General features: G+C 50.5%; 19 protein-coding genes and 1 tRNA gene. 19 read left to right on the forward strand and 1 reads right to left on the reverse strand.

The genetic code is table 11. The features are described from left to right. Positions 1-26: 26 nt before the first annotated feature. The 7 genes from ACNA6I_RS01520 (at position 27) to ACNA6I_RS01550 (ending at position 5,651) form a co-directional block, all read left to right on the forward strand. Complete coding sequence (locus ACNA6I_RS01520; RefSeq protein WP_416312859.1) at positions 27-782, forward strand: SGNH/GDSL hydrolase family protein; 756 nt, start codon at positions 27-29, stop codon at positions 780-782. Positions 783-869: 87 nt separating this feature from the next. After that, the gene (locus tag ACNA6I_RS01525) at positions 870-3,347 is read left to right on the forward strand and encodes a phage tail spike protein (protein ID WP_416312860.1); all 2,478 of its coding nucleotides are present in this window, start codon (positions 870-872) and stop codon (positions 3,345-3,347) included. Next, positions 3,344-3,487: a hypothetical protein gene (locus ACNA6I_RS01530; protein ID WP_416312861.1), complete on the forward strand. Its 144-nt coding sequence runs from the start codon at positions 3,344-3,346 to the stop codon at positions 3,485-3,487. Before ACNA6I_RS01525 ends, ACNA6I_RS01530 begins: the two co-directional genes overlap by 4 nt. After that, positions 3,484-3,759, forward strand: coding sequence for a hypothetical protein (locus ACNA6I_RS01535; RefSeq protein WP_416312862.1), 276 nt, complete (start codon positions 3,484-3,486; stop codon positions 3,757-3,759). Before ACNA6I_RS01530 ends, ACNA6I_RS01535 begins: the two co-directional genes overlap by 4 nt. A gap of 100 nt (positions 3,760-3,859) precedes the next feature. Next, positions 3,860-4,123: a hypothetical protein gene (locus tag ACNA6I_RS01540; RefSeq protein ID WP_416312863.1), complete on the forward strand. Its 264-nt coding sequence runs from the start codon at positions 3,860-3,862 to the stop codon at positions 4,121-4,123. Further along, positions 4,123-5,169, forward strand: a complete 1,047-nt coding sequence (locus tag ACNA6I_RS01545; RefSeq protein WP_416312864.1) for an N-acetylmuramoyl-L-alanine amidase family protein — start codon at positions 4,123-4,125, stop codon at positions 5,167-5,169. The genes ACNA6I_RS01540 and ACNA6I_RS01545 overlap by 1 nt, the downstream gene beginning before the upstream one ends. A 116-nt stretch (positions 5,170-5,285) precedes the next feature. Then, positions 5,286-5,651 (forward strand): DUF5362 family protein, encoded by a 366-nt coding sequence (locus tag ACNA6I_RS01550; protein WP_416312865.1) that lies wholly within the window; start codon positions 5,286-5,288, stop codon positions 5,649-5,651. A gap of 46 nt (positions 5,652-5,697) precedes the next feature. On the opposite strand, the gene ACNA6I_RS01555 is transcribed toward ACNA6I_RS01550, so the two are convergent. Then, entirely contained in the window at positions 5,698-5,895 is a 198-nt protein-coding gene (locus tag ACNA6I_RS01555) for a helix-turn-helix transcriptional regulator (protein ID WP_416312866.1), read from the reverse strand. Positions 5,896-6,122: 227 nt separating this feature from the next. Here ACNA6I_RS01555 and ACNA6I_RS01560 point away from each other — a divergent pair, with 227 nt between their 5' ends. The 12 genes from ACNA6I_RS01560 (at position 6,123) to yihA (ending at position 19,120) form a co-directional block, all read left to right on the forward strand. Further along, positions 6,123-7,418 (forward strand): FtsK/SpoIIIE domain-containing protein, encoded by a 1,296-nt coding sequence (locus ACNA6I_RS01560; RefSeq protein ID WP_416312867.1) that lies wholly within the window; start codon positions 6,123-6,125, stop codon positions 7,416-7,418. 19 nt (positions 7,419-7,437) lie between these two features. Next, on the forward strand, positions 7,438-7,947 hold the full coding sequence (locus ACNA6I_RS01565; RefSeq protein WP_416312868.1) for a replication-relaxation family protein: 510 nt from the start codon (positions 7,438-7,440) through the stop codon (positions 7,945-7,947). 14 nt (positions 7,948-7,961) lie between these two features. After that, a complete protein-coding gene (locus ACNA6I_RS01570; protein ID WP_416312869.1) occupies positions 7,962-8,423 on the forward strand; it encodes a hypothetical protein in 462 nt (153 codons plus the stop codon). Next, a complete protein-coding gene (locus tag ACNA6I_RS01575; protein WP_416312870.1) occupies positions 8,423-8,716 on the forward strand; it encodes a hypothetical protein in 294 nt (97 codons plus the stop codon). Before ACNA6I_RS01570 ends, ACNA6I_RS01575 begins: the two co-directional genes overlap by 1 nt. 451 nt (positions 8,717-9,167) lie before the next feature. Next, complete coding sequence (locus tag ACNA6I_RS01580; RefSeq protein WP_416312871.1) at positions 9,168-9,836, forward strand: hypothetical protein; 669 nt, start codon at positions 9,168-9,170, stop codon at positions 9,834-9,836. A 136-nt stretch (positions 9,837-9,972) separates the two neighbouring features. Continuing rightward, positions 9,973-10,049, forward strand: a tRNA-Arg gene (locus ACNA6I_RS01585). 160 nt (positions 10,050-10,209) lie between these two features. Beyond that, positions 10,210-11,199 carry a tetratricopeptide repeat protein gene (locus ACNA6I_RS01590; protein WP_416312872.1) on the forward strand — a complete coding sequence of 330 codons (990 nt, stop codon included), beginning with the start codon at positions 10,210-10,212 and terminating at the stop codon, positions 11,197-11,199. A gap of 157 nt (positions 11,200-11,356) precedes the next feature. Further along, positions 11,357-12,643, forward strand: a complete 1,287-nt coding sequence (gene tig, locus ACNA6I_RS01595; RefSeq protein ID WP_048006274.1) for a trigger factor — start codon at positions 11,357-11,359, stop codon at positions 12,641-12,643. 374 nt (positions 12,644-13,017) lie between these two features. After that, entirely contained in the window at positions 13,018-14,289 is a 1,272-nt protein-coding gene (gene clpX / locus ACNA6I_RS01600) for an ATP-dependent protease ATP-binding subunit ClpX (protein WP_048006273.1), read from the forward strand. A gap of 149 nt (positions 14,290-14,438) precedes the next feature. After that, on the forward strand, positions 14,439-16,082 hold the full coding sequence (gene lonB / locus ACNA6I_RS01605) for an ATP-dependent protease LonB (protein ID WP_048006272.1): 1,644 nt from the start codon (positions 14,439-14,441) through the stop codon (positions 16,080-16,082). A gap of 132 nt (positions 16,083-16,214) precedes the next feature. Next, positions 16,215-18,539, forward strand: coding sequence for an endopeptidase La (gene lon / locus ACNA6I_RS01610; RefSeq protein ID WP_048012656.1), 2,325 nt, complete (start codon positions 16,215-16,217; stop codon positions 18,537-18,539). Further along, a complete protein-coding gene (gene yihA, locus ACNA6I_RS01615; RefSeq protein ID WP_416312873.1) occupies positions 18,536-19,120 on the forward strand; it encodes a ribosome biogenesis GTP-binding protein YihA/YsxC in 585 nt (194 codons plus the stop codon). The genes lon and yihA overlap by 4 nt, the downstream gene beginning before the upstream one ends. Positions 19,121-19,176: the final 56 nt, after the last annotated feature.

Raw genomic sequence — 19,176 nt, forward strand, 5'->3', positions numbered from 1 at the left:
ACGCATATTAGAGAGGGGATATTTAATTGAACAGGGTTTTAATCGCGTTACTGTCCTTAGTGACTCTTTTCACTCTTGCTGTAGGAGTCTATTCATGGAGTGTAAGAGCGTCAAAGATTGATGCAACTAACTATCAATCAACTAACACATTAAATAAAGAAGACAGTTATTTCAAAGAAAACAGGGGTAAAATTGTTTATTCACCCCTTGGAGACAGCTTAACTGAGGGATATTACGCTACTGAAGACAGCAAGAAATTCTCTTCAGTCCTATCAAGTCTAATCGAGGAAAAGATGGGATTTGAGGTCAAAGAAGATGGCATAGGTAATTATGGAGGTAAGGTTTCTAAAGGCTTAGAAATGGTAAGTAAAGTGTCTGAAAAAAACCCAGACATTGTAACTATAGAATACGGGACTAATGATTCTTCACCTAAAAATGGTGAAGTTGATGTAATTCAGTTTGAATCAGATCTCAATGATTTAATAGATGAACTTACAGAGGGGAAAGAAAAACCTCCTTTAATTATTTTGGTAACAACGTGGAATCAGTGGGAAAAGGCTATTCCATTTGATGAAGCAATCAAGAAGGTGGCAGAAGAAAGAGGTTACCCAGTTGTTGATATCGACCATATTTGGCGTATGAAAGATACCAAAGGACCCGCAGGATTGGATACCCCTTTCGGACCTAGTGATGATTGGCATCCAAACGATAAAGGAATGGAAATGATCGCTCAGGAAATCTATAATGTTTCCGCAGAGTATATTAATAAAATTGATGAGTAAAAGTAGGATCAAGCTACGCAATAACCAAGTCGCCCTCACCGGCGGCTTTTTCTTTTGCGCTAACACCCTCGAAAGGAGGACGAAACTTTGCTCGAACTCACAACGCTATCCGGCGAATCACACTTTCTCGCCAACCAAGTCGGCTTTTCACGCAAACAGGCAGTGAACGGAAATCGTTCGCTGTCTTTTTTATTGCCGAAAACCGACGCCAACTCACACGTATTCAACCTCGTCGAAGAGGAATGCTTCATCACGGACCAAACGACTAAGCACCGTTATCGCATCAAGCAAGTCGAGCAGCGGGTCGCAGGCCAAACGCCGGTCAAGTCGGTTTTCGCCATGCACGAATTCTTCGACCTCATCGACGACTATCGCTACGACACGATGACCAACGGCACGCATTCGATATCCGCGATTATGGACTTCATCTTCGCCGGCACGGGCTGGACGTATAACGTAGTCGAGGCGTTCGACAATCTCGAATTCGAAAACTTCGGCGACGACAACTGTATCGCGCTGGTCAACAAGGCGATTCAGCGATTTGCCTGCGAGTTTGAACTGCGCGACGACAAGCATGTCACTTTTCGCAAAAAGATCGGAATGGAAGCCGACCTGCAATTCCGGTTTAACCACAACGTCAAAACGTTCAAGCACACGGTCGACACGAGCAACTTGTCAACGTACATTCGCGGCGAAGGTAAAATCGTCGAGGAAGTGCCGGTCGTCACGGCGGAATACACGTCGCCAAACGCAACCATCTTCGGCATTCGGCACGCCAAGCCCTATACGAACGAAACGATCATTCACGAAGGTACGTTAATCGCAGCACTCAAGCGCCAAATTATCGACGCGCCCGAGGTAACGATTGAGCTCGAATTCAGCGTTCTGAAAGACGCCGGCTACTTGCAGGAGAAGCCACGGTTAGGCGACACGGTGCCGACGATATACGAGCCGTTGGGCATCGACCTCGACCTACGCGTTATGGAAATCGAGGACTATCCCGGCACGAATCAGGCGCCAAAGGTGACGCTATCCACTTTGCGAAAAACCTACGGCTCGGCGCTGACGGACTTCACGAAAGGATTGTTCGACGAGTTTTTCGATCGAGAAACGGGGCGAATCAAATACGACGTGCTGGACGAAGCCACCCGACGGGCAACCGAGGCGCTTAACAACTCGCTGACGGAGCTTGAGTATCCGCCAGGCATGGGTATTGTGGCGCGCGACCCCGAGGACCCGTTGCGGTTCGTTGCGTTTAGGTCGGCAGGGCTAGGCGTCACGACCGACGGCGGGCGAACGTTCCCCAACGCGATAACAGCCGACGGCATCAACACGGAACTCCTCACCGCCGGGCAAATCAACACGAACCGTATTCGCATATTCGGCGGAAATCAAGACACGTACATTCACATCAACGGACGCACGATGGACATTCACGGCACATACGAGCGTGCTTGGTTCGGTAACGCTGAGTTTGTTGACAGTCAAATCACCGCAGGGGACGGCTATGTGCGGCTGTCGAAACTGAATGATCCGGAAGGGCGGCGCAACCTTTACCTGTCCAACAACGGGCTCTCAACGTATCTGAACGGTGCGAACACGGACGAAGGATACGGCTCGGGGGTGCTGGAGTTTTGGTCGCATATGTATGACGTAGACAGGCGGGGGCTGACGGCTTACTCGAACCTTGGCTCGGTCGGGCTCAAGACGGACTCGCGCAGCATTTACCTCGACTCAAAAAGCGACGTCAACATTTGGGCGTCAAACGGGGTCGTTCGTATCCAACCACGCGACAATAACCGAAACGGAAACAACCACTTCGTCTTTAACGTCAAGGATAACTCGAACCCGGCGGAAACGGACGGCTTCATTCAGTACGGAACACCAAACACGAATTACGGCTCGGGCATTCGCTTCTCCAAGTCGTCAGCTGACCCGCATGTTTACATCACGAACGGAAACGGCGACTTTGGCACCGGTAAACTCGACGCGAATGTGATGAAGGCAAACAGCGTCACGACTCGCGGAGGTACGTACGAAGTGTATTGGAACGGACGAGGAAGCGGAACACTCGGCGGCAATGGCGCGAATCAGTACGTGCTTTCAGCGGGCGGAATTAAAACCAACGGCAACGACCTTTACCTCGGATGCAGCGGCTCGAGCGACGGAGAGGTTCGCGTTACAAATAACCTTGGCTACAACGACGGGGCTGGCATCAGTTATCGCCCAATCAAGGCGAGCGAGTATCGGAACGGGTCGAGCGTTCTGACGAAGCAAAACATCGAGCCAGTCACGGAGCGCGGGCTGGACGTCATCAATAAGCTCGAAATCAAGCGCTACATTCTGAATGAGGACGTCAACGTCGGAAACTACTCGAACTGGCAAATCGGCGTGTTGAGCGAGCTTAGCCCGGAGATCGCTACGCAGGACTTGTCGGCGATAAACGTTTATAAATACGTGAATTACCTGGCGCTGAGTGTGCAGGAGTTGAGCGAGGAAAATAAGGCACAGGCGGCGGAGATAGCGGACTTGAGGTTACTAATCGAGGGAGGTGAGGCGCAATGAATACAAACGTGGACGGAAACGACGTGATTCATATCTTGTCGCAACGTATCGCTAAGCTCGAAATCGAGTTGGCGGTCAAGACGGCACAACTGGCGCAGATAGAGCAGCAACAAACGCAAGGGGAGGTCGAGTCGAAATGACGGAGCACAACAAAGAAATCTACGACATCCTCACGGAACTGAAAGTAGATATTGGCGTCATCAAGACGGAGGTTAAATTTTTAGCGGAAATAAAAACAACCGCACAAAATGCGGATGACAAGGCGGAAAGGGCGCTGGCGTTGGCCGAGGAAAATGCGCGGGATATAAACGAAATGAAGGCGAACAATCAGTTTCGCTTCAATATCGTAGTTGGGGCGTTGCTTACACTCGTCGGTTTTCTCGTGACGATTGGCATCGCGTTTTTTAATTAGCCAGTCGGCAGCCGTTGGGTTGAGTCAAACGGATGAATCAAGAACGGCGCCGACCTTAAACGAATTATATCACGAAATCAAACGGAAGGGAAGCGAGAATATGGAAGAATTGTTAAACGTCGACTTTACGGCATACCTGGCGATTGCAGTCTTACTCTACGCGATTAGGGAGGCGACGCAAGTAAGCAACCGTTACATTCCCGTTATCGCCATCGCGCTTGGCGTCGGCTTTGCAGCGTTCGAGCAAGGCGGCTTCGACTACGGCGTGCTTATCGCAGGCATTCAGTACGCGTTGCTCGGCATCGGATCAGTCGCGGCGATTAAATATCAGCTTGAAAAACGTCAACAAGGAGGCGGTCAATAATGGCGGTTGCAATTAAGGAAATGTTTATCGCAGGCTACGACGGCTACCCAATGGCGCCGAAGTATATCACGATTCACAATACGGCCAACGAGTCGAAGGGTGCAAACGCTGAAATGCACGCGCGCTACTTGAACAATGGCGCAGGTGGGCGTACGGTGTCGTGGCACTACACGGTCGACGATCACGAAATCATTCAGCATTTGCCGACGAATGTGAACGGATGGCACGCAGGCGACGGAGCGAACGGGCCGGGCAACCGGCAGTCAATCGGAATTGAGATTTGCGAAAATGTGGACGGAGACTTTGAGCGCGCCGTAGCGAACGCGATTGAGCTCGTGCAATATCTTATGAAGAAGCACAACATCGGAATCATGAACGTCGTGCCTCATCAACTATGGAGCGGAAAGTATTGCCCTCGTAAGCTACTGACGCGATGGGACGAATTGATTAAGCGAATCGCAGACACGAACGTCAAGTCGGCGGTGGTCAGCAAGCCGAGCAAGGCGCCTGCCAAGCCCGCGGCAAAACCGGCAGTTAAGCCAGCGCCAAGCAAGCCAACAGGCAAGACGCTAAGTTTGCCGGCAAGCGAGTCGAGCTGGCGTGTGTACCCGTTGAGTAAGTCGCCAACTAAAGGCAACGAGTCGGGCTTCCTTAACCCGAAGAAGTTCGGCGGGTTGACGTACGACATTCTCGATAATCCTGCGCCTGACATCTACACGATCAAGACGGGCGATTTTGGAACGGTTAATATTTACGCGGGCAAAGAGACTGGCGCCAAGGTAAGCGGTGCAGCCCCGGCAAAGGCGAAGCCCAATCAATACGTCCAGTTGCCGAAGAGTGAGAGCTCATGGCGTGCATACCCGTTAAGTAAGGCGCCGACAAAGGGTAACGAAGTAGCGTTTTTGAACCCGGCTAAGTTTGGCGGTTTGGAATACGAAGTCTTGCGATTCAGCCAGCCGGACGTTGCGGTTGTGAAAACGCAACAATTCGGCGAGGTACAGATTTACATCGCTGCGAGCACGGGCGCGAAGTTGATTTCGAAGTAATTAGCGGAAAATAAAGCGAGGGAATTTGCGATTAGTGGAAACTTTTCGCCTGCCCTTGCGAACATATTAACAAACGAGTAAGATTAAGGAAAATCACCGAAAAGGGGCGGATAATAATGACGGAAGTTAAGCAGGAGTTCGACGTAACGACTGGCGGATATAAAACGAAAGTTGTTAGCGGAGACACAGTCGCAATCGATGTGGAACGAAAGAAGAGTAGCTTTGCGAGCGGGTTCGGCCGGGTCATCGGCTTTACCATTGGCGGACTTGGCATCTTCCTAGGCGCGTTATTATGCATCACGATTATTGGCGCATTGATCGGATTTCCGATGATGATCGTATCTGTCGGAATCATTTACATGGCGCTCGGCAAACAGAAACTCGCCTGCCCGCATTGTGCGAAAAAGCAGCCGGTGGTCAAGACGGCTATGAACTTTACATGCGCCAAATGCAAGCAACTCACCGTAGTCAACTGGCATTAATCGCACGACCCTGCCTCGCCTATCGCCGGCGGGGCTTTTTTTGCGTTTACCCCTCGTCATCCACTCGCCATATCTCCTCGACAGGCACTCCGAGCGCCTTAGCAATTCGCACCGCATACTCGACGTGCGTGCTTCCTTTATCCACTATTCGCGTCATCGACTGCTTACTAACGCCCACCTGATCGGCCAGCCACGTCTGCGTCCGCCCCTGTTCCTTCAGTACCTCTCGCAACCTACACCGCATGTACTATCAACCTCGCTTTAATTTTATTTCAACTGGACGTGCAAGTTTTTCGCCCAACTACGTATGCTTTATTAACTACCTAATTCGCTACCACGGCGGCAGACTCCTTCGGCATATGCTCGATTCTTATATTTCGCCTGCTGAAGCGTGTTTTCCTGCCTGCCCGATGCAAGAAACGATTACTACCGTAATCATAAAGAGGTGGCGTTGGGAAAGGAGGCAACCGAGTGATTTTCGAATTACTCTCTACGGCTGCGATGGGCGGGCTTGCCTTGCGTGCTCACCTCGCCAAGTCAGGCGCTGGCAACGACTCGAAGAAACTCGCCAAATTGTTCGCGCTGAGTGGGCTCAACGTTCGCGACGGCAAGCAAACGCTCACGACGCAGCTACTGAAGAAGCGCACGTACGAATGGGGCACGGAGTATCGCTATCGCATTCCGTTGGGCAGGAGCTTTGACGACTACATGGCGAAACGGCACACGATCGAGGCCGGCATCAACACAAGGCGCATCAAGGTATCACTGAAGGACCTTCGTGACTTGCGACTCGACCGCAACATTCTCCGCGAGCTCAAGTCGATTTATTCGCGAAAACTGACCGCCCGCAAGGAGGTCGAACTTTCGTACGACGGCGTGCTAGTAGTGCGGATTTACGACGAACCCCTGCCGTCATCCGTGACGTTCCAGACCGGCAAGGACTGGCGCGTATACTTCGGTCAAACTCGCGAAAAGAACAGCGACACATGGCACGACTTCGAGGTGATTCCGCACTTGGCGCTCGGCGGGGCAACACGATACGGTAAGTCGAATCTCATTAACGCAATCGTGTCGTCGCTGATCCGTCAGCAGCCCGAAAACGTGCGCTTTCACCTCGTCGATTTAAAGGGCGGTATCGAGCTCTGTGACTACGAGAACACGAGTCAGGTAGTGTCTATCGCCTATGAGCCGGAAGAAGCGTTAGAGACGCTCAGGGGCGCATATGAAGTGATGCGAGAAACGCAGGCTACGCTACGGCGACTCGGCAAGAAGAAGGTGCAAGACGCGGGTATTCCGACGCGACATTTCATCGTTATTGACGAAGTTGGCGAGCTGAATCCAGACGAAGCCGTGACGAAGGAAGAACGCGCACTCAAGGCGGAGTGCCAAACGTTTATGAGTAAAATCGCCCGCCTCGGCGCCGGCTTAGGGTTCCGGCAAATACTTGCGACTCAGTACCCGACAGGCGACGTCATTCCGCGCCAATGCAAACAGAACAGCGACGCGAAGTTGTGCTTCCGTGTGCAGAGCGCCATTGCAAGCCGAGTCGTGCTCGACCGCGATGGGGCGGAGCAACTACCGCAAGTGAGGGGCCGTGCGATGTACCTGACGCCCGACGGCATGACGACGATCCAAACGCCATTAATCACCAGCGACATCATAGAGGCGACCATTGCGCCACACATCATCGACAAGGGAGGCGGTTCGATTGCTGAACCAGCGCCAAGAAGCGATATTACTGTCTTTGAAGAAACTCGACTATCTTAATCGCGATCAATTACAACGCATGCACCGGCTCGGCAAGGTGCGGAATGCTAACCGCGTGCTGGGCGACCTGGCTCCGTACCTATCGAGTCATCGCGAAAGTTACTCAACGATTTATTATTTGAACGCCGAGGGACGCGAATATGTGAACTCGGCAAAGGTAAGGCGGAAGAATTCGTTTGTGAATCACGTCATTATGCGGAACGACTTCTACCTTTTCGCAGGACAGCCGGCCGAGTGGCGGAATGAAATCAAGGTGCAAGACGGCGAAACAACCGTAATCTGCGACGCCATGTTTAAGCACGGCAAACGTCACGCTTTGCTCGAAGTCGACTCGACGCAGCGAATGAAAGAGAATCGCGCGAAGATTGAACGATATAAGGCGCTACAGGAACGGGGCATTGTCGCCCACAAACTCGGCTACTTTCCGGAACTGATATGGCTTACGACCACGGAATACAGACGCAAGCAACTGACGGACTTATGCGAAGGGCTTACGGCGAAAGTGTACACGATTGACGACATCAAGTGAGGAGCGTGTTGGATATGCGTAAAGTAGAGACGATCAAGTTTGGCGATTTCATGGCGGGGGAAAATCGGGCGGCAAGACGAAGCAAGGCGGTAACTAAGCCAAAGCGGAACGGGCTAGCGATTGCTAAACGTGTGGGGCTGTCGGTAGGCGTGCCGTTAGTTTTCGCAAAACCAGCGTTCGCGTCGGCAGGTGTGTCGGCAGTGACGGCCAATGCGGTGCCGGTCGGGGCAGGCTCCTGGATGGGCGAAAAGACGCTCGAGGCATTCGCGCACATGATGGACCCGGTGATCGACGTGTTGGTAGCGATGAGCTTTCCGGTGGCGAGCGTGATAATCGTAGGGGCGCTATTCTTCTTCATGTTCGGCAATAGCGAAAAGGCATGGACGATGATACAGAACGCAGGGCTCGGCTACGTGCTCATACAGGTGTCACCGCTGATCCTCACCGTGCTGAAGTCGATTGGGAGCGCGATGTAATGGCGGGGGCTACGATCCGACGCAAAACCGACGTGCGGGCGTTCCTGCTGCAATTCGACGAGCATGCCACGTGGGACGACGCAGGGCAGAAGTGGTGGCTGACGTTACGACAGGGCGACGAAGAGCTGACGGTAATGCAATACGCTTGGGAGGGCGTGTTCACTGTGTATCGGCGTTGTGAGCGCGTATGGGACGTGAGGGAAAGCGAGGTAGGGATGACGGAGTTGGTCGACGTGCTGTGGCGTTGGAGGAAGTCGCTTAATAAATATTTCCGCCAAGTGTCCGACGGCTAGTTTCTTCTATAGTATAGACGCAGAGATTCCGATTGACTAAATCGCCCAACCTGTGGCAAAATAGGTCCGTAAGACAAACTCGGGTCAGGTCGTAGGACCTCACGGCTGACCGTCGGAACCCTAAACGGACTGAATCACCGGTTGGCAGTGCGTTTGGCATAGCGGAACTCTTTAGCAACGCCCTTCTAAGGCGTCGGTCGGGAGTTCGAATCTCTCCTGGGACGTACGACAAACATCCTGTGTTGAATCTTTCAACACAGGATGTTTTTTTGTTGTCTATCCGGTTTTCTGTGGATGCAGGCAAGACATCTTTAACAGGAAGAGCTGGTTCGCTCTGCCGTCCCCCCTTAGAAGAATATGTGAATATGGTCAGGGCCCTCCCAATATACTAGTTTCATCAGCCGTGCCATTCGTACCGTTTCATATGGCCGGAATGGAAGGGGAATCGAGGGTGAAGGGTTTCGGGTGGATCAAGAAGTGGCAGGTCTGGGTGGGGGTCGTGAGCGTCCTTGTGCTTATGTCGCTTTGTGCGTGGATAGGATACAGCAGCGCACGAACGGAAGTGGACGGCGTGAAGAAATCGTATGATGAGATCCTTTCTTCCCTTGAAGGGAAATCGGGGGAATTGGAAGGGGTAGAGGGAGAGCTGTCCTCTAAAACGGATGAGCTTGAACGCGTGATGTCGTCTCTGAGTGAAAAGAAGGAAGAGGCAGCGGAGGCCGCCTCCATGATCGATGAAGCGAATGCAAAAGCGGGAGAGATCGATGCACTGAAGGAGGAAGTCCAGGTCCTTGATGACAAGATCAAAGAAAAGAAAACCAAAATCGCCGACCTGGATGAAGACATCAAGTCTAGGAAGGGCGACATCAAGAAGCTCGATGCCGCTCCTGTCAGCCTGCCTTCCGGTACCTTCATCGTCGGCAAGGATATAAAGGCTTTGAGGTATTCCGCCAGTTCAGCCGGTCAAAGCGGTAACTTCGTTGTATACAGTAGCTTTGGTGATCTCAAGGTCAATCAGATCCTCGGATCGGACTACGGGGTTTCCGAGCATATCTTCTTTGCCGATGAAGGTGACATCATTGAATCGACCATGCCCACGGTCCTGACGCCGGTCGAGTGAACCCTCATGCTGATGGGGGTTTTTTTATGACCTATTTTGACTGACTCACAAAAAAATAGATTGAAAGAAGAAAAAATCCTTGAATTCCACTCGATTCTGGGGTATTCTATTACTTGCACTGCTTGAAACGAAAGCTGTCCCAGTAGCTCAGCAGGATAGAGCGACAGCCTCCTAAGCTGTAGGTCGTGAGTTCGAATCTCGCCTGGGACGCCATCTATCATACATACTGCAGTCGGATGACTGCATTCGTTACGTACCCCGCCGATCGACGGGGTATTTTTTTTGCATCAAAGGGAGATTCAGCCGCCATTTTGTGCTCCATCAGCAATCATGCTACACTTAAAGCAATTCTAGTGTTAGGCAGGTACGAATTATGACAAATCAAGATGAGTTCGGGAAGGTGATTGCCTTTCCCGGTCTGAAGGACCGATTGTTCGAAAAAGGGGTGGAAGCCCTGGAGGAGGGGGATGCGCATACAGCATGCGATCTTCTTTCACAGGCATACGAGCTTGAATCGTTGAATCCCGAAATCAGCACGGCCCTCGTCCTTGCCTTGTATGAGTGCAAGGAGTACGAGGAGGCGCAGGCAATCTGCAGGGAAATGCTCCTTGAGGGGGTCGGTGATTACTTCGAAACGGTCGACATGTACCTCATGATCCTTATCCAGCTACATGAGCATCAGGATGTGGTGGATACACTTCATGCCCTCTTCGATGAGAAGGAGGTCCCTTTTGAGAAGGAAGAGCATTTCAGGAAGCTCCTTCAATTCAGCGAGAAGATGCTGAATGCACCGGCAGAAGAAACGGAGGAAGAAGCCGACGGACCTCCCCTTCTCGAAGGGAAAAGCCTTGAAGAGCAGATCATCATCACAGCTGGATTGGTTCAGCGCAATATCAGACCGTTAAGGAAGGAACTTGAACAGGGCCTGCAGGATGAAGGGATGCATCCTTTCGTCCAGACCATGATCGTGAATGTCTTGAGGGAACATGGGGTAGCAAGTGAGATCCTCGTGAAAAAGCTTGGAAGGGAAGGAGTCGTGCAGCCGGAGAACCTTCCGGAGGTTTTCACGTCTGACGCATTCCGTGAAGCGGTCCTTTCCCTGGAGGAGCTCCTCCTTCAGGACAGCCCGACCCTGATCCGTCATGCAGAAGAAGTGCTGAAGCGCCATGCTTTCCTTCTTTATCCCTTTGATATGGAATGGGATCCCGATGACATCGCCTTGGCCTATGGTCACTATGCAGCAGGCATCCTCGGGGACGAAGAATTGGAGAAGGATCTGCAGGAAAAGATGGATGAAGGAGAGAGCAAAACGGTCCTTGCTTTCATTCATGAACTTGAAGAAATTTCTTCACCGAATATTTAAGTGCTACTTCTTGAAAGACAGAAGCTGTATGTTATAATGTAGTGGTTGTAATGTAAAAGTCTTTCATATAATTACGATGATAGTGCTAGATTCAATCGGGACTATCTACTACTATGCGTAAAATAAAAATCAATTATAGATTGTTGGAGGGAACTGTATGTCTGCAAAATGGGAAAAGCAAGAAGGGAACCAAGGTGTTCTTACAATCGAAGTAGAAGCAGCTAAAGTGAACGAAGGTTTGGACGCTGCGTTCAAAAAAGTTGTGAAGCAAGTTAACGTACCAGGATTCCGTAAAGGTAAAATGCCACGTGGCATGTTCGAAAAACGTTTCGGCGTAGAATCTCTTTATCAGGATGCATTGGATTTCATCCTTCCTGAAGCATATGCTAAAGCGATCGAAGAAACTGGAATCGAGCCAATCGACCGTCCGGAAATCGACGTAGAGCAAATGGAAAAAGGAAAAGATCTTGTCTTCACAGCGAAAGTTCAAGTGAAACCTGAAGTGAAGCTTGGCGAATACAAAGGTCTTGAAGTAGAAAAAATGGACGATGAAGTAACAGCTGAAGATGTAGAAGCTGAACTTACTTCCCTTCAAGAAAAACAAGCTGAGCTTGTTGTCAAAGAAGAAGGCAAAGCTGAAGAAGGCGACACAGTGACAATGGATTTCGAAGGATTCGTTGACGGTGAAGCATTCGAAGGCGGCCAAGCGGATAACTACTCACTTGAACTTGGTTCAGGTCAGTTCATCCCTGGTTTCGAAGAGCAGCTTGTAGGCGTAGCAGCCGGCGAAGAAAAAGACGTTGAGGTAAGCTTCCCAGAAGAATACCATGCGGCAGAGCTTGCTGGTAAAGCAGCAACATTCAAAGTGAAAATCCACGAAATCAAAGCGAAAGAACTTCCGGCTCTTGATGATGAGTTCGCGAAAGATGCAGACGAAGAAGTGGAAACACTTGCTGAACTGAAAGAAAAAATCGAAAACCGCCTGAAAGAGTCTAAAAAGACTGAAGCGGAAACAGCAGTACGTGAAGCACTAGTGGAAAAAGCTTCTGAAAATGCTGAAGTGGAAATTCCTGAAGTTATGGTTGACGCTGAAGTGGACCGCATGATGCAAGAATTCGGTCAACGCCTTCAAATGCAAGGTATGACGCTTGAGCTTTACTTCCAATTCTCTGGTCAATCAGAAGAAGATCTTCGCGGTCAAATGAAAGAAGATGCTGGCAAACGCGTACGCACAAACCTTACGCTTGAAGCGATCGCAGCAGCAGAAAATCTTGAAGTGACAGACGAAGAAGCGGAAGAAGAAGTTACGAAAATGGCTGAGCAGTACAACATGTCAGCTGACAACATCAAGCAGGCCCTTGGCGGACTTGATACGTTGAAAGCAGACCTTAAAGTGCGCAAAGCATTGGAATTCCTTGTAGATAACAGCAAAACAGTAGCATAATCATTATATGATTGTAGGAACAAGGCGCTCAGTGCGCCTTGTTTTCTACCCTCTTTTAGGAAGTTTGGACGAGCGGCGCTTCCGGGAAATCTCCCGATGAAGAATAAGAACCCCCGGTTTTGGATAAACCTTATGAAGCAGGGGTTAAAAAAATCCGGCATCCCGATTCGATCTTCCCGCTTCCGGCTATGTAAATAATTTGCTAAAATCCTCAATACATAATAAGATGATTGATAAGAATCGTATCAATTTCGTTACGGACATATAATGTGATAGAATGCAATACATAACTCATGGTAATTGGAAAGCAGGAAATCGTTCGTGTGATGAAACATTACGATTTTTACTAAGCTCAAACGAAGGGGTGAACGTCATTGTTTAAATTTAACGATGAAAAAGGGCAGTTGAAATGTTCTTTTTGCGGTAAAACACAAGACCAGGTCCGTAAGCTGGTAGCTGGACCGGGCGTATATATTTGTGACGAATGCATCGAGCTTTGCACGGAAATCGTGGAAGAAGAGCTCGGTACAGAAGAAGAAGTGGAATTCAAAGATGTTCCGAAACCGCGTGAGATCCGTGAAATCCTTGACGAATACGTCATCGGACAGGATCAAGCGAAGAAATCCCTTGCTGTAGCCGTATATAATCACTACAAACGGATCAATTCAAACAGTAAAGTGGATGACGTGGAACTTTCCAAAAGTAATATTGCCATGATCGGTCCGACAGGTAGCGGTAAGACGCTTCTTGCTCAGACACTTGCACGCATCTTGAACGTGCCATTCGCCATCGCGGATGCAACGTCCCTCACCGAAGCCGGTTATGTAGGGGAAGACGTTGAAAATATCCTGTTGAAGCTAATCCAGGCTGCGGATTACGACGTGGAAAAAGCGGAAAAAGGCATCATCTACATCGATGAAATCGATAAAGTGGCCCGTAAATCCGAAAACCCGTCCATCACGCGTGATGTATCAGGTGAAGGTGTGCAGCAGGCTCTCTTGAAGATCCTTGAAGGTACCGTTGCGAGCGTTCCGCCACAAGGTGGCCGTAAGCATCCTCATCAGGAATTCATCCAGATCGATACGTCGAACGTCCTATTCATCTGTGGTGGGGCATTCGATGGAATCGAGCAGATCATCAAACGCCGTCTTGGACAAAAAGTCATCGGGTTCGGCTCTGATCCGAAGAACGCTGAAGTGAAAGAGGATAAATCCCTCCTTGCCAAAGTCGTTCCGGAAGATCTTCTCCGTTTTGGTCTGATCCCAGAGTTCATCGGCCGTCTACCTGTTATCTCAAGCCTCACTCCTCTTGATGAGGAAGCGTTGGTTGAGATCTTGACCAAGCCGAAGAATGCTCTTGTGAAGCAGTACCAAAAAATGCTTGAGCTTGACGATGTAGAGCTTGATTTCACTGAAGAGGCCCTATTCGAAATTGCGAAAAAAGCGATCGAACGCAAAACGGGTGCCCGTGGACTTCGTTCCATCATTGAAACGATGATGCTCGACGTCATGTTCGAACTTCCGTCCCGTGATGACATCAAAAAATGCATCATCACGAAGGAAACCATCCTTGAGGATGCAGCTCCTCATCTGATGCTTGAAGATGGCACGATCATCGATCCGAATGAAGAAAAAACTTCCGCATGATTATAAATTAAAGCCGGTAATCCCCCAGGGGATTACCGGCTTTTTTTCGTTATCCTGCAAGGCTGTCGGCTCCAAATTTTATGGTTATTCCCAAACGGACGGGGAGATACTAACCCGTAACAACTTGAACCAACTGGAGGATGACTTATATGAGCTTTACAAGTATTGCGCTGTTTATCCAGCTTTTTTTCGGCATCATCATCGGCCTGTATTTCTGGAATCTGCTGAAGAACCAACGGACACAAAAAGTATCCATCGACCGGGAATCAAAGAAGGAGATGGAGGAACTGAGGAAGATGCGCTCGATCTCCCTTTCTGAACCCCTTTCTGAAAGGGTGCGCCCGGCAAGCTTTGACGATATTGTGGGACAGGAGGATGGAATCAAGTCCCTGAAGGCAGCGCTGTGCAGTCCCAATCCACAGCATGTCATCATCTATGGTCCTCCAGGGGTGGGGAAGACGGCAGCTGCGCGACTTGTATTGGAGGAAGCGAAGAAGAACATGAAATCCCCGTTCATGACATCGGCTGTATTTGTGGAGCTTGATGCAACGACTGCCCGATTCGATGAGCGGGGCATTGCGGACCCCCTTATTGGATCGGTTCATGATCCCATCTATCAGGGGGCGGGAGCCATGGGACAGGCCGGCATCCCGCAGCCGAAGCAGGGGGCTGTGACCAACGCCCACGGAGGCGTGCTGTTCATTGATGAAATCGGGGAATTACACCCGATTCAAATGAATAAATTATTAAAAGTACTGGAAGACCGCAGGGTCTATCTTGAGAGTGCTTATTATAATGAAGAAAATCATCAAATTCCGAGTCATATCCATGATATTTTCAAAAACGGCCTCCCTGCAGATTTTCGTTTGGTCGGCGCCACGACGAGGACGCCGAATGAAATACCGCCTGCGATCCGTTCCCGCTGCATGGAAGTGTTCTTCCGTGAGCTTGAGAGGGAAGAAGTGAAAGAAATCTGTGCAAGGGCAGCCAAAAAGGTGAACATTTCCGTGAGCAAGGAAGGTCTGGAGATTCTTGCGTCCTACGCGAGGAATGGCCGTGAAGCGGTAAATCTGGTCCAGATCGCGGCAGGTCTAGCCATCACGGAAAATCGCGATCACATTGCCGATCATGAATTGGAATGGATCATTCAATCGACCCAGATGTCCCCGAGGCACGAAAAGAAAATCAACCGGGAAGCAACGGTCGGCCTCGTCAACGGCCTCGCCGTGACAGGACCGAATTCCGGATCCCTGCTTGAAATCGAAGTCACCGTCATCCCGGCAGCGGATAAGGGTGGGGTCAATGTAACCGGGATTGTGGAAGAAGAGAGCATCGGTGATAAAGGCAAATCGATCCGCCGGAAAAGCATGGCCAAAGGATCGATCGAGAACGTCATCACCGTCCTCCGCTCCATGGGGGTCCCGGCAGATCAATACGATATCCACGTGAATTTCCCTGGAGGAGTGCCTGTGGACGGACCTTCGGCGGGTATCGCCATGGCACTCGGCATCTACTCGGCGATCTACAGGCTCCCCGTCAGGCACAACATCGCTCTTACGGGTGAAATCAGCATTCATGGGAAAGTGAAACCGGTCGGAGGAGTCTATCCAAAGATCAAAGGAGCCAAGGCGGCAGGGGCGGATCTCGTCATCATTCCGCACGAGAATGAGCAGTCCCTCCTCCATGAAGTGGGCGGGATAGAAGTGATTCCCGTCAAAGAGTTCAAAGAAGTGATGGAGCTGGCCCTTGTCAAAGACGTCATGGACGATGCAAAAAACAAGAAAAGCATGTAATCATGGCCGACTCGGGTGATTCCCGATCGGCTTTTCCTCAGTACATCCGGCAAGTCCAATTTAATAGACACTACCTAGTAAATAAGATAGAATTGTACAAAGGCTTAGAGCATAAATCCGGAGGTGTAAGATATGGCAAATCAAACAAAACGAACAGTTCCCCTCCTCCCATTAAGAGGCCTGTTGGTTTACCCGACGATGGTCCTGCATTTGGATGTCGGGCGTGAGCGCTCGGTGCAGGCTTTGGAAAAAGCCATGATGGATGATCATATGATCTTTTTGACCACTCAAAAGGATTCTGATATAGACGAACCGACCCAAGATGATTTTTATGAGATGGGGACCCTTACGAAGGTGAAGCAGATGCTGAAGCTTCCGAACGGAACCATCCGCGTACTTGTGGAAGGACTCAACCGTGGGACGATCTCTTCCTATTCCAATGATCAGGGCTTCTATGAAGTGGAAGTGGATGAGCACAGTGATTCCGAGAAGAAGGATTCTGAGCTCGATGCCCTGATGAGGACACTGTTGAACTATTTCGAACAATACATAAAGCTTTCCAAAAAAGTATCCGCCGAAACGTATTCCACAGTGGCGGATATCGAGGAGCCGGGCAGGCTTGCGGATATCATCGCATCCCATCTGCCTTTGAAGATCAAAGAAAAGCAGCATATCCTCGAAACACAGGATATCAAAGAGCGCCTGCAGATGGTGATCGAGATCATCAACAACGAGAAGGAAGTCCTTTCTCTTGAGAAAAAGATCGGCCAGCGCGTCAAGCGCTCCATGGAGCGGACCCAGAAGGAATACTATCTGCGCGAACAGATGAAGGCCATCCAGAAGGAGCTCGGCGATAAGGAAGGCAAGACCGGCGAAGTGGAAGACCTTACGATGAAGATCGAAGAAGCAGGCATGCCGGAAGACATCGAAGCGACTGCTTTGAAGGAGCTTGCGCGCTATGAAAAGGTGCCTTCAAGCTCTGCCGAAAGCTCCGTCATCCGCAACTACATCGAATGGCTCGTCTCCCTTCCATGGACGAAGGAAACAGAAGACCAGCTTGATATCAACCGTTCTGAAATGATCCTCGACCGGGATCATTACGGACTTGAAAAAGTAAAGGAGCGTGTCCTTGAATACCTTGCCGTCCAGCAGCTCACACGCTCCCTGAAAGGACCGATCCTTTGTCTCGCGGGTCCTCCTGGTGTCGGAAAGACCAGTCTCGCCAGGTCTGTGGCCGAATCCCTCGGGCGCAATTTCGTCCGGGTATCCCTTGGCGGCGTGCGTGATGAATCAGAGATCCGCGGTCATCGCCGTACGTATGTCGGTGCGATGCCGGGCCGGATCATCCGCGGCATGAAGAAAGCCGGAACGGTGAATCCCGTCTTCCTTCTCGATGAAATCGACAAGATGAGCAGTGATTTCCGCGGGGATCCATCCAGTGCCATGCTTGAGGTGCTGGACCCTGAACAGAATTCCAATTTCAGCGATCATTATATAGAAGAAACGTATGATCTTTCCAAGGTCATGTTCATTGCAACCGCCAATGATCTTTCCACGATTCCGGGACCGCTTCGCGATCGTATGGAAATCATCACGATTGCAGGTTATACTGAGATAGAGAAAGTGAATATCGCCAAACATCATCTCTTGCCTAAACAGCTCAGTGATCACGGATTGACGAAATCCAAGCTGCAGCTGAAGGATGAGGCGTTCGTGGATATCGTGCGTTACTACACGCGAGAAGCGGGTGTCAGGAGCCTTGAACGCCAGCTCGCGGCCATCTGCCGTAAAGCGGCGAAGATCATTGTTTCAGGCAGCAAGAAGCGCGTGACGATCACGTCCAAAAACATCGAGGAATTCCTCGGCAAGAAAAAATTCCGCTACGGTCAGGCAGAGCTTGAGAATCAGGTCGGTGTATCCACCGGACTTGCGTACACCTCTGTGGGAGGAGACACGCTTCAGATCGAAGTCTCCCTCGCACCAGGTAAAGGCAAGCTTGTCCTCACAGGGAAGCTGGGAGATGTGATGAAAGAGTCGGCCCAGACGGCCTTCAGCTTCGTCCGTTCGAACACGAAATCCCTTGGGATCGATGAAAAATTCCATGAGAAATACGACATTCATATCCACGTTCCTGAAGGCGCCGTGCCGAAGGATGGACCGTCTGCCGGCATCACGATCACGACGGCATTGGTATCGGCCCTCACCGGTAAGTATGTGGACCGCGAAGTCGGCATGACCGGGGAAATGACCCTGAGGGGAAGGGTTCTTCCGATCGGAGGGCTCAAGGAAAAGACCCTCAGCGCCCACCGTGCCGGAATCAAGACCGTGATCTTGCCGAAGGACAATGAAAAAGATATCGACGATATACCGGAGAGCGTCCGTGAAGAATTGACCTTCATCCTCGTTTCCCATATCGATCAAGTGTTAGAGAAAGCATTAGTAGGTGAAAAGAAGTGAAAGTAAATCAAGTTGAGCTAGTGATCAGTGCCGTCAGGCCGGAGCAATATCCGGAAGGTGATCTTCCGGAGTTTGCCCTGGCCGGGCGTTCCAACGTCGGGAAGTCCTCTTTCATCAATAAGATGATCGGCCGCAAGAGCATGGCGAGGATCTCATCGAAACCGGGTAAAACCCAAACGTTGAATTTCTATAAAATCGAAGAGACCCTCTACTATGTGGATGTTCCCGGGTATGGATTCGCCAAGGTATCGAAGAAGGAGAGGGAAGCCTGGGGCAAGATGATCGAAACGTATATCACGTCCCGTGAACAGCTGAAGGCCGTCCTCCTCATCGTCGACCTCAGGCATCCGCCGACCAATGATGACGTCATGATGTACGGATTCCTCAAGCACTATGAAATCCCCTGCATCATCGTCGCCACCAAGGCCGATAAGATCCCCAAGGGCAAATGGCAGAAGCATCTCAAAATCACCCGTGATACGTTGAAGATGGAAGAAAGCGACGAATGCGTCCTCTTCTCTTCTGAAACAGGCCTCGGAAAAGATACGGCATGGGATGCCATCAGAGCACGTTATAAGTGAATGGGAAGCGGTCCGGATTGATTCCGGACCGCTTTTTTCTTTTGCTTTTTCCTTGA

The sequence above is a fragment of the Rossellomorea sp. FS2 genome, assembly GCF_047915635.1.
In the GTDB taxonomy this organism is placed as follows: domain Bacteria; phylum Bacillota; class Bacilli; order Bacillales; family Bacillaceae_B; genus Rossellomorea; species Rossellomorea marisflavi_A.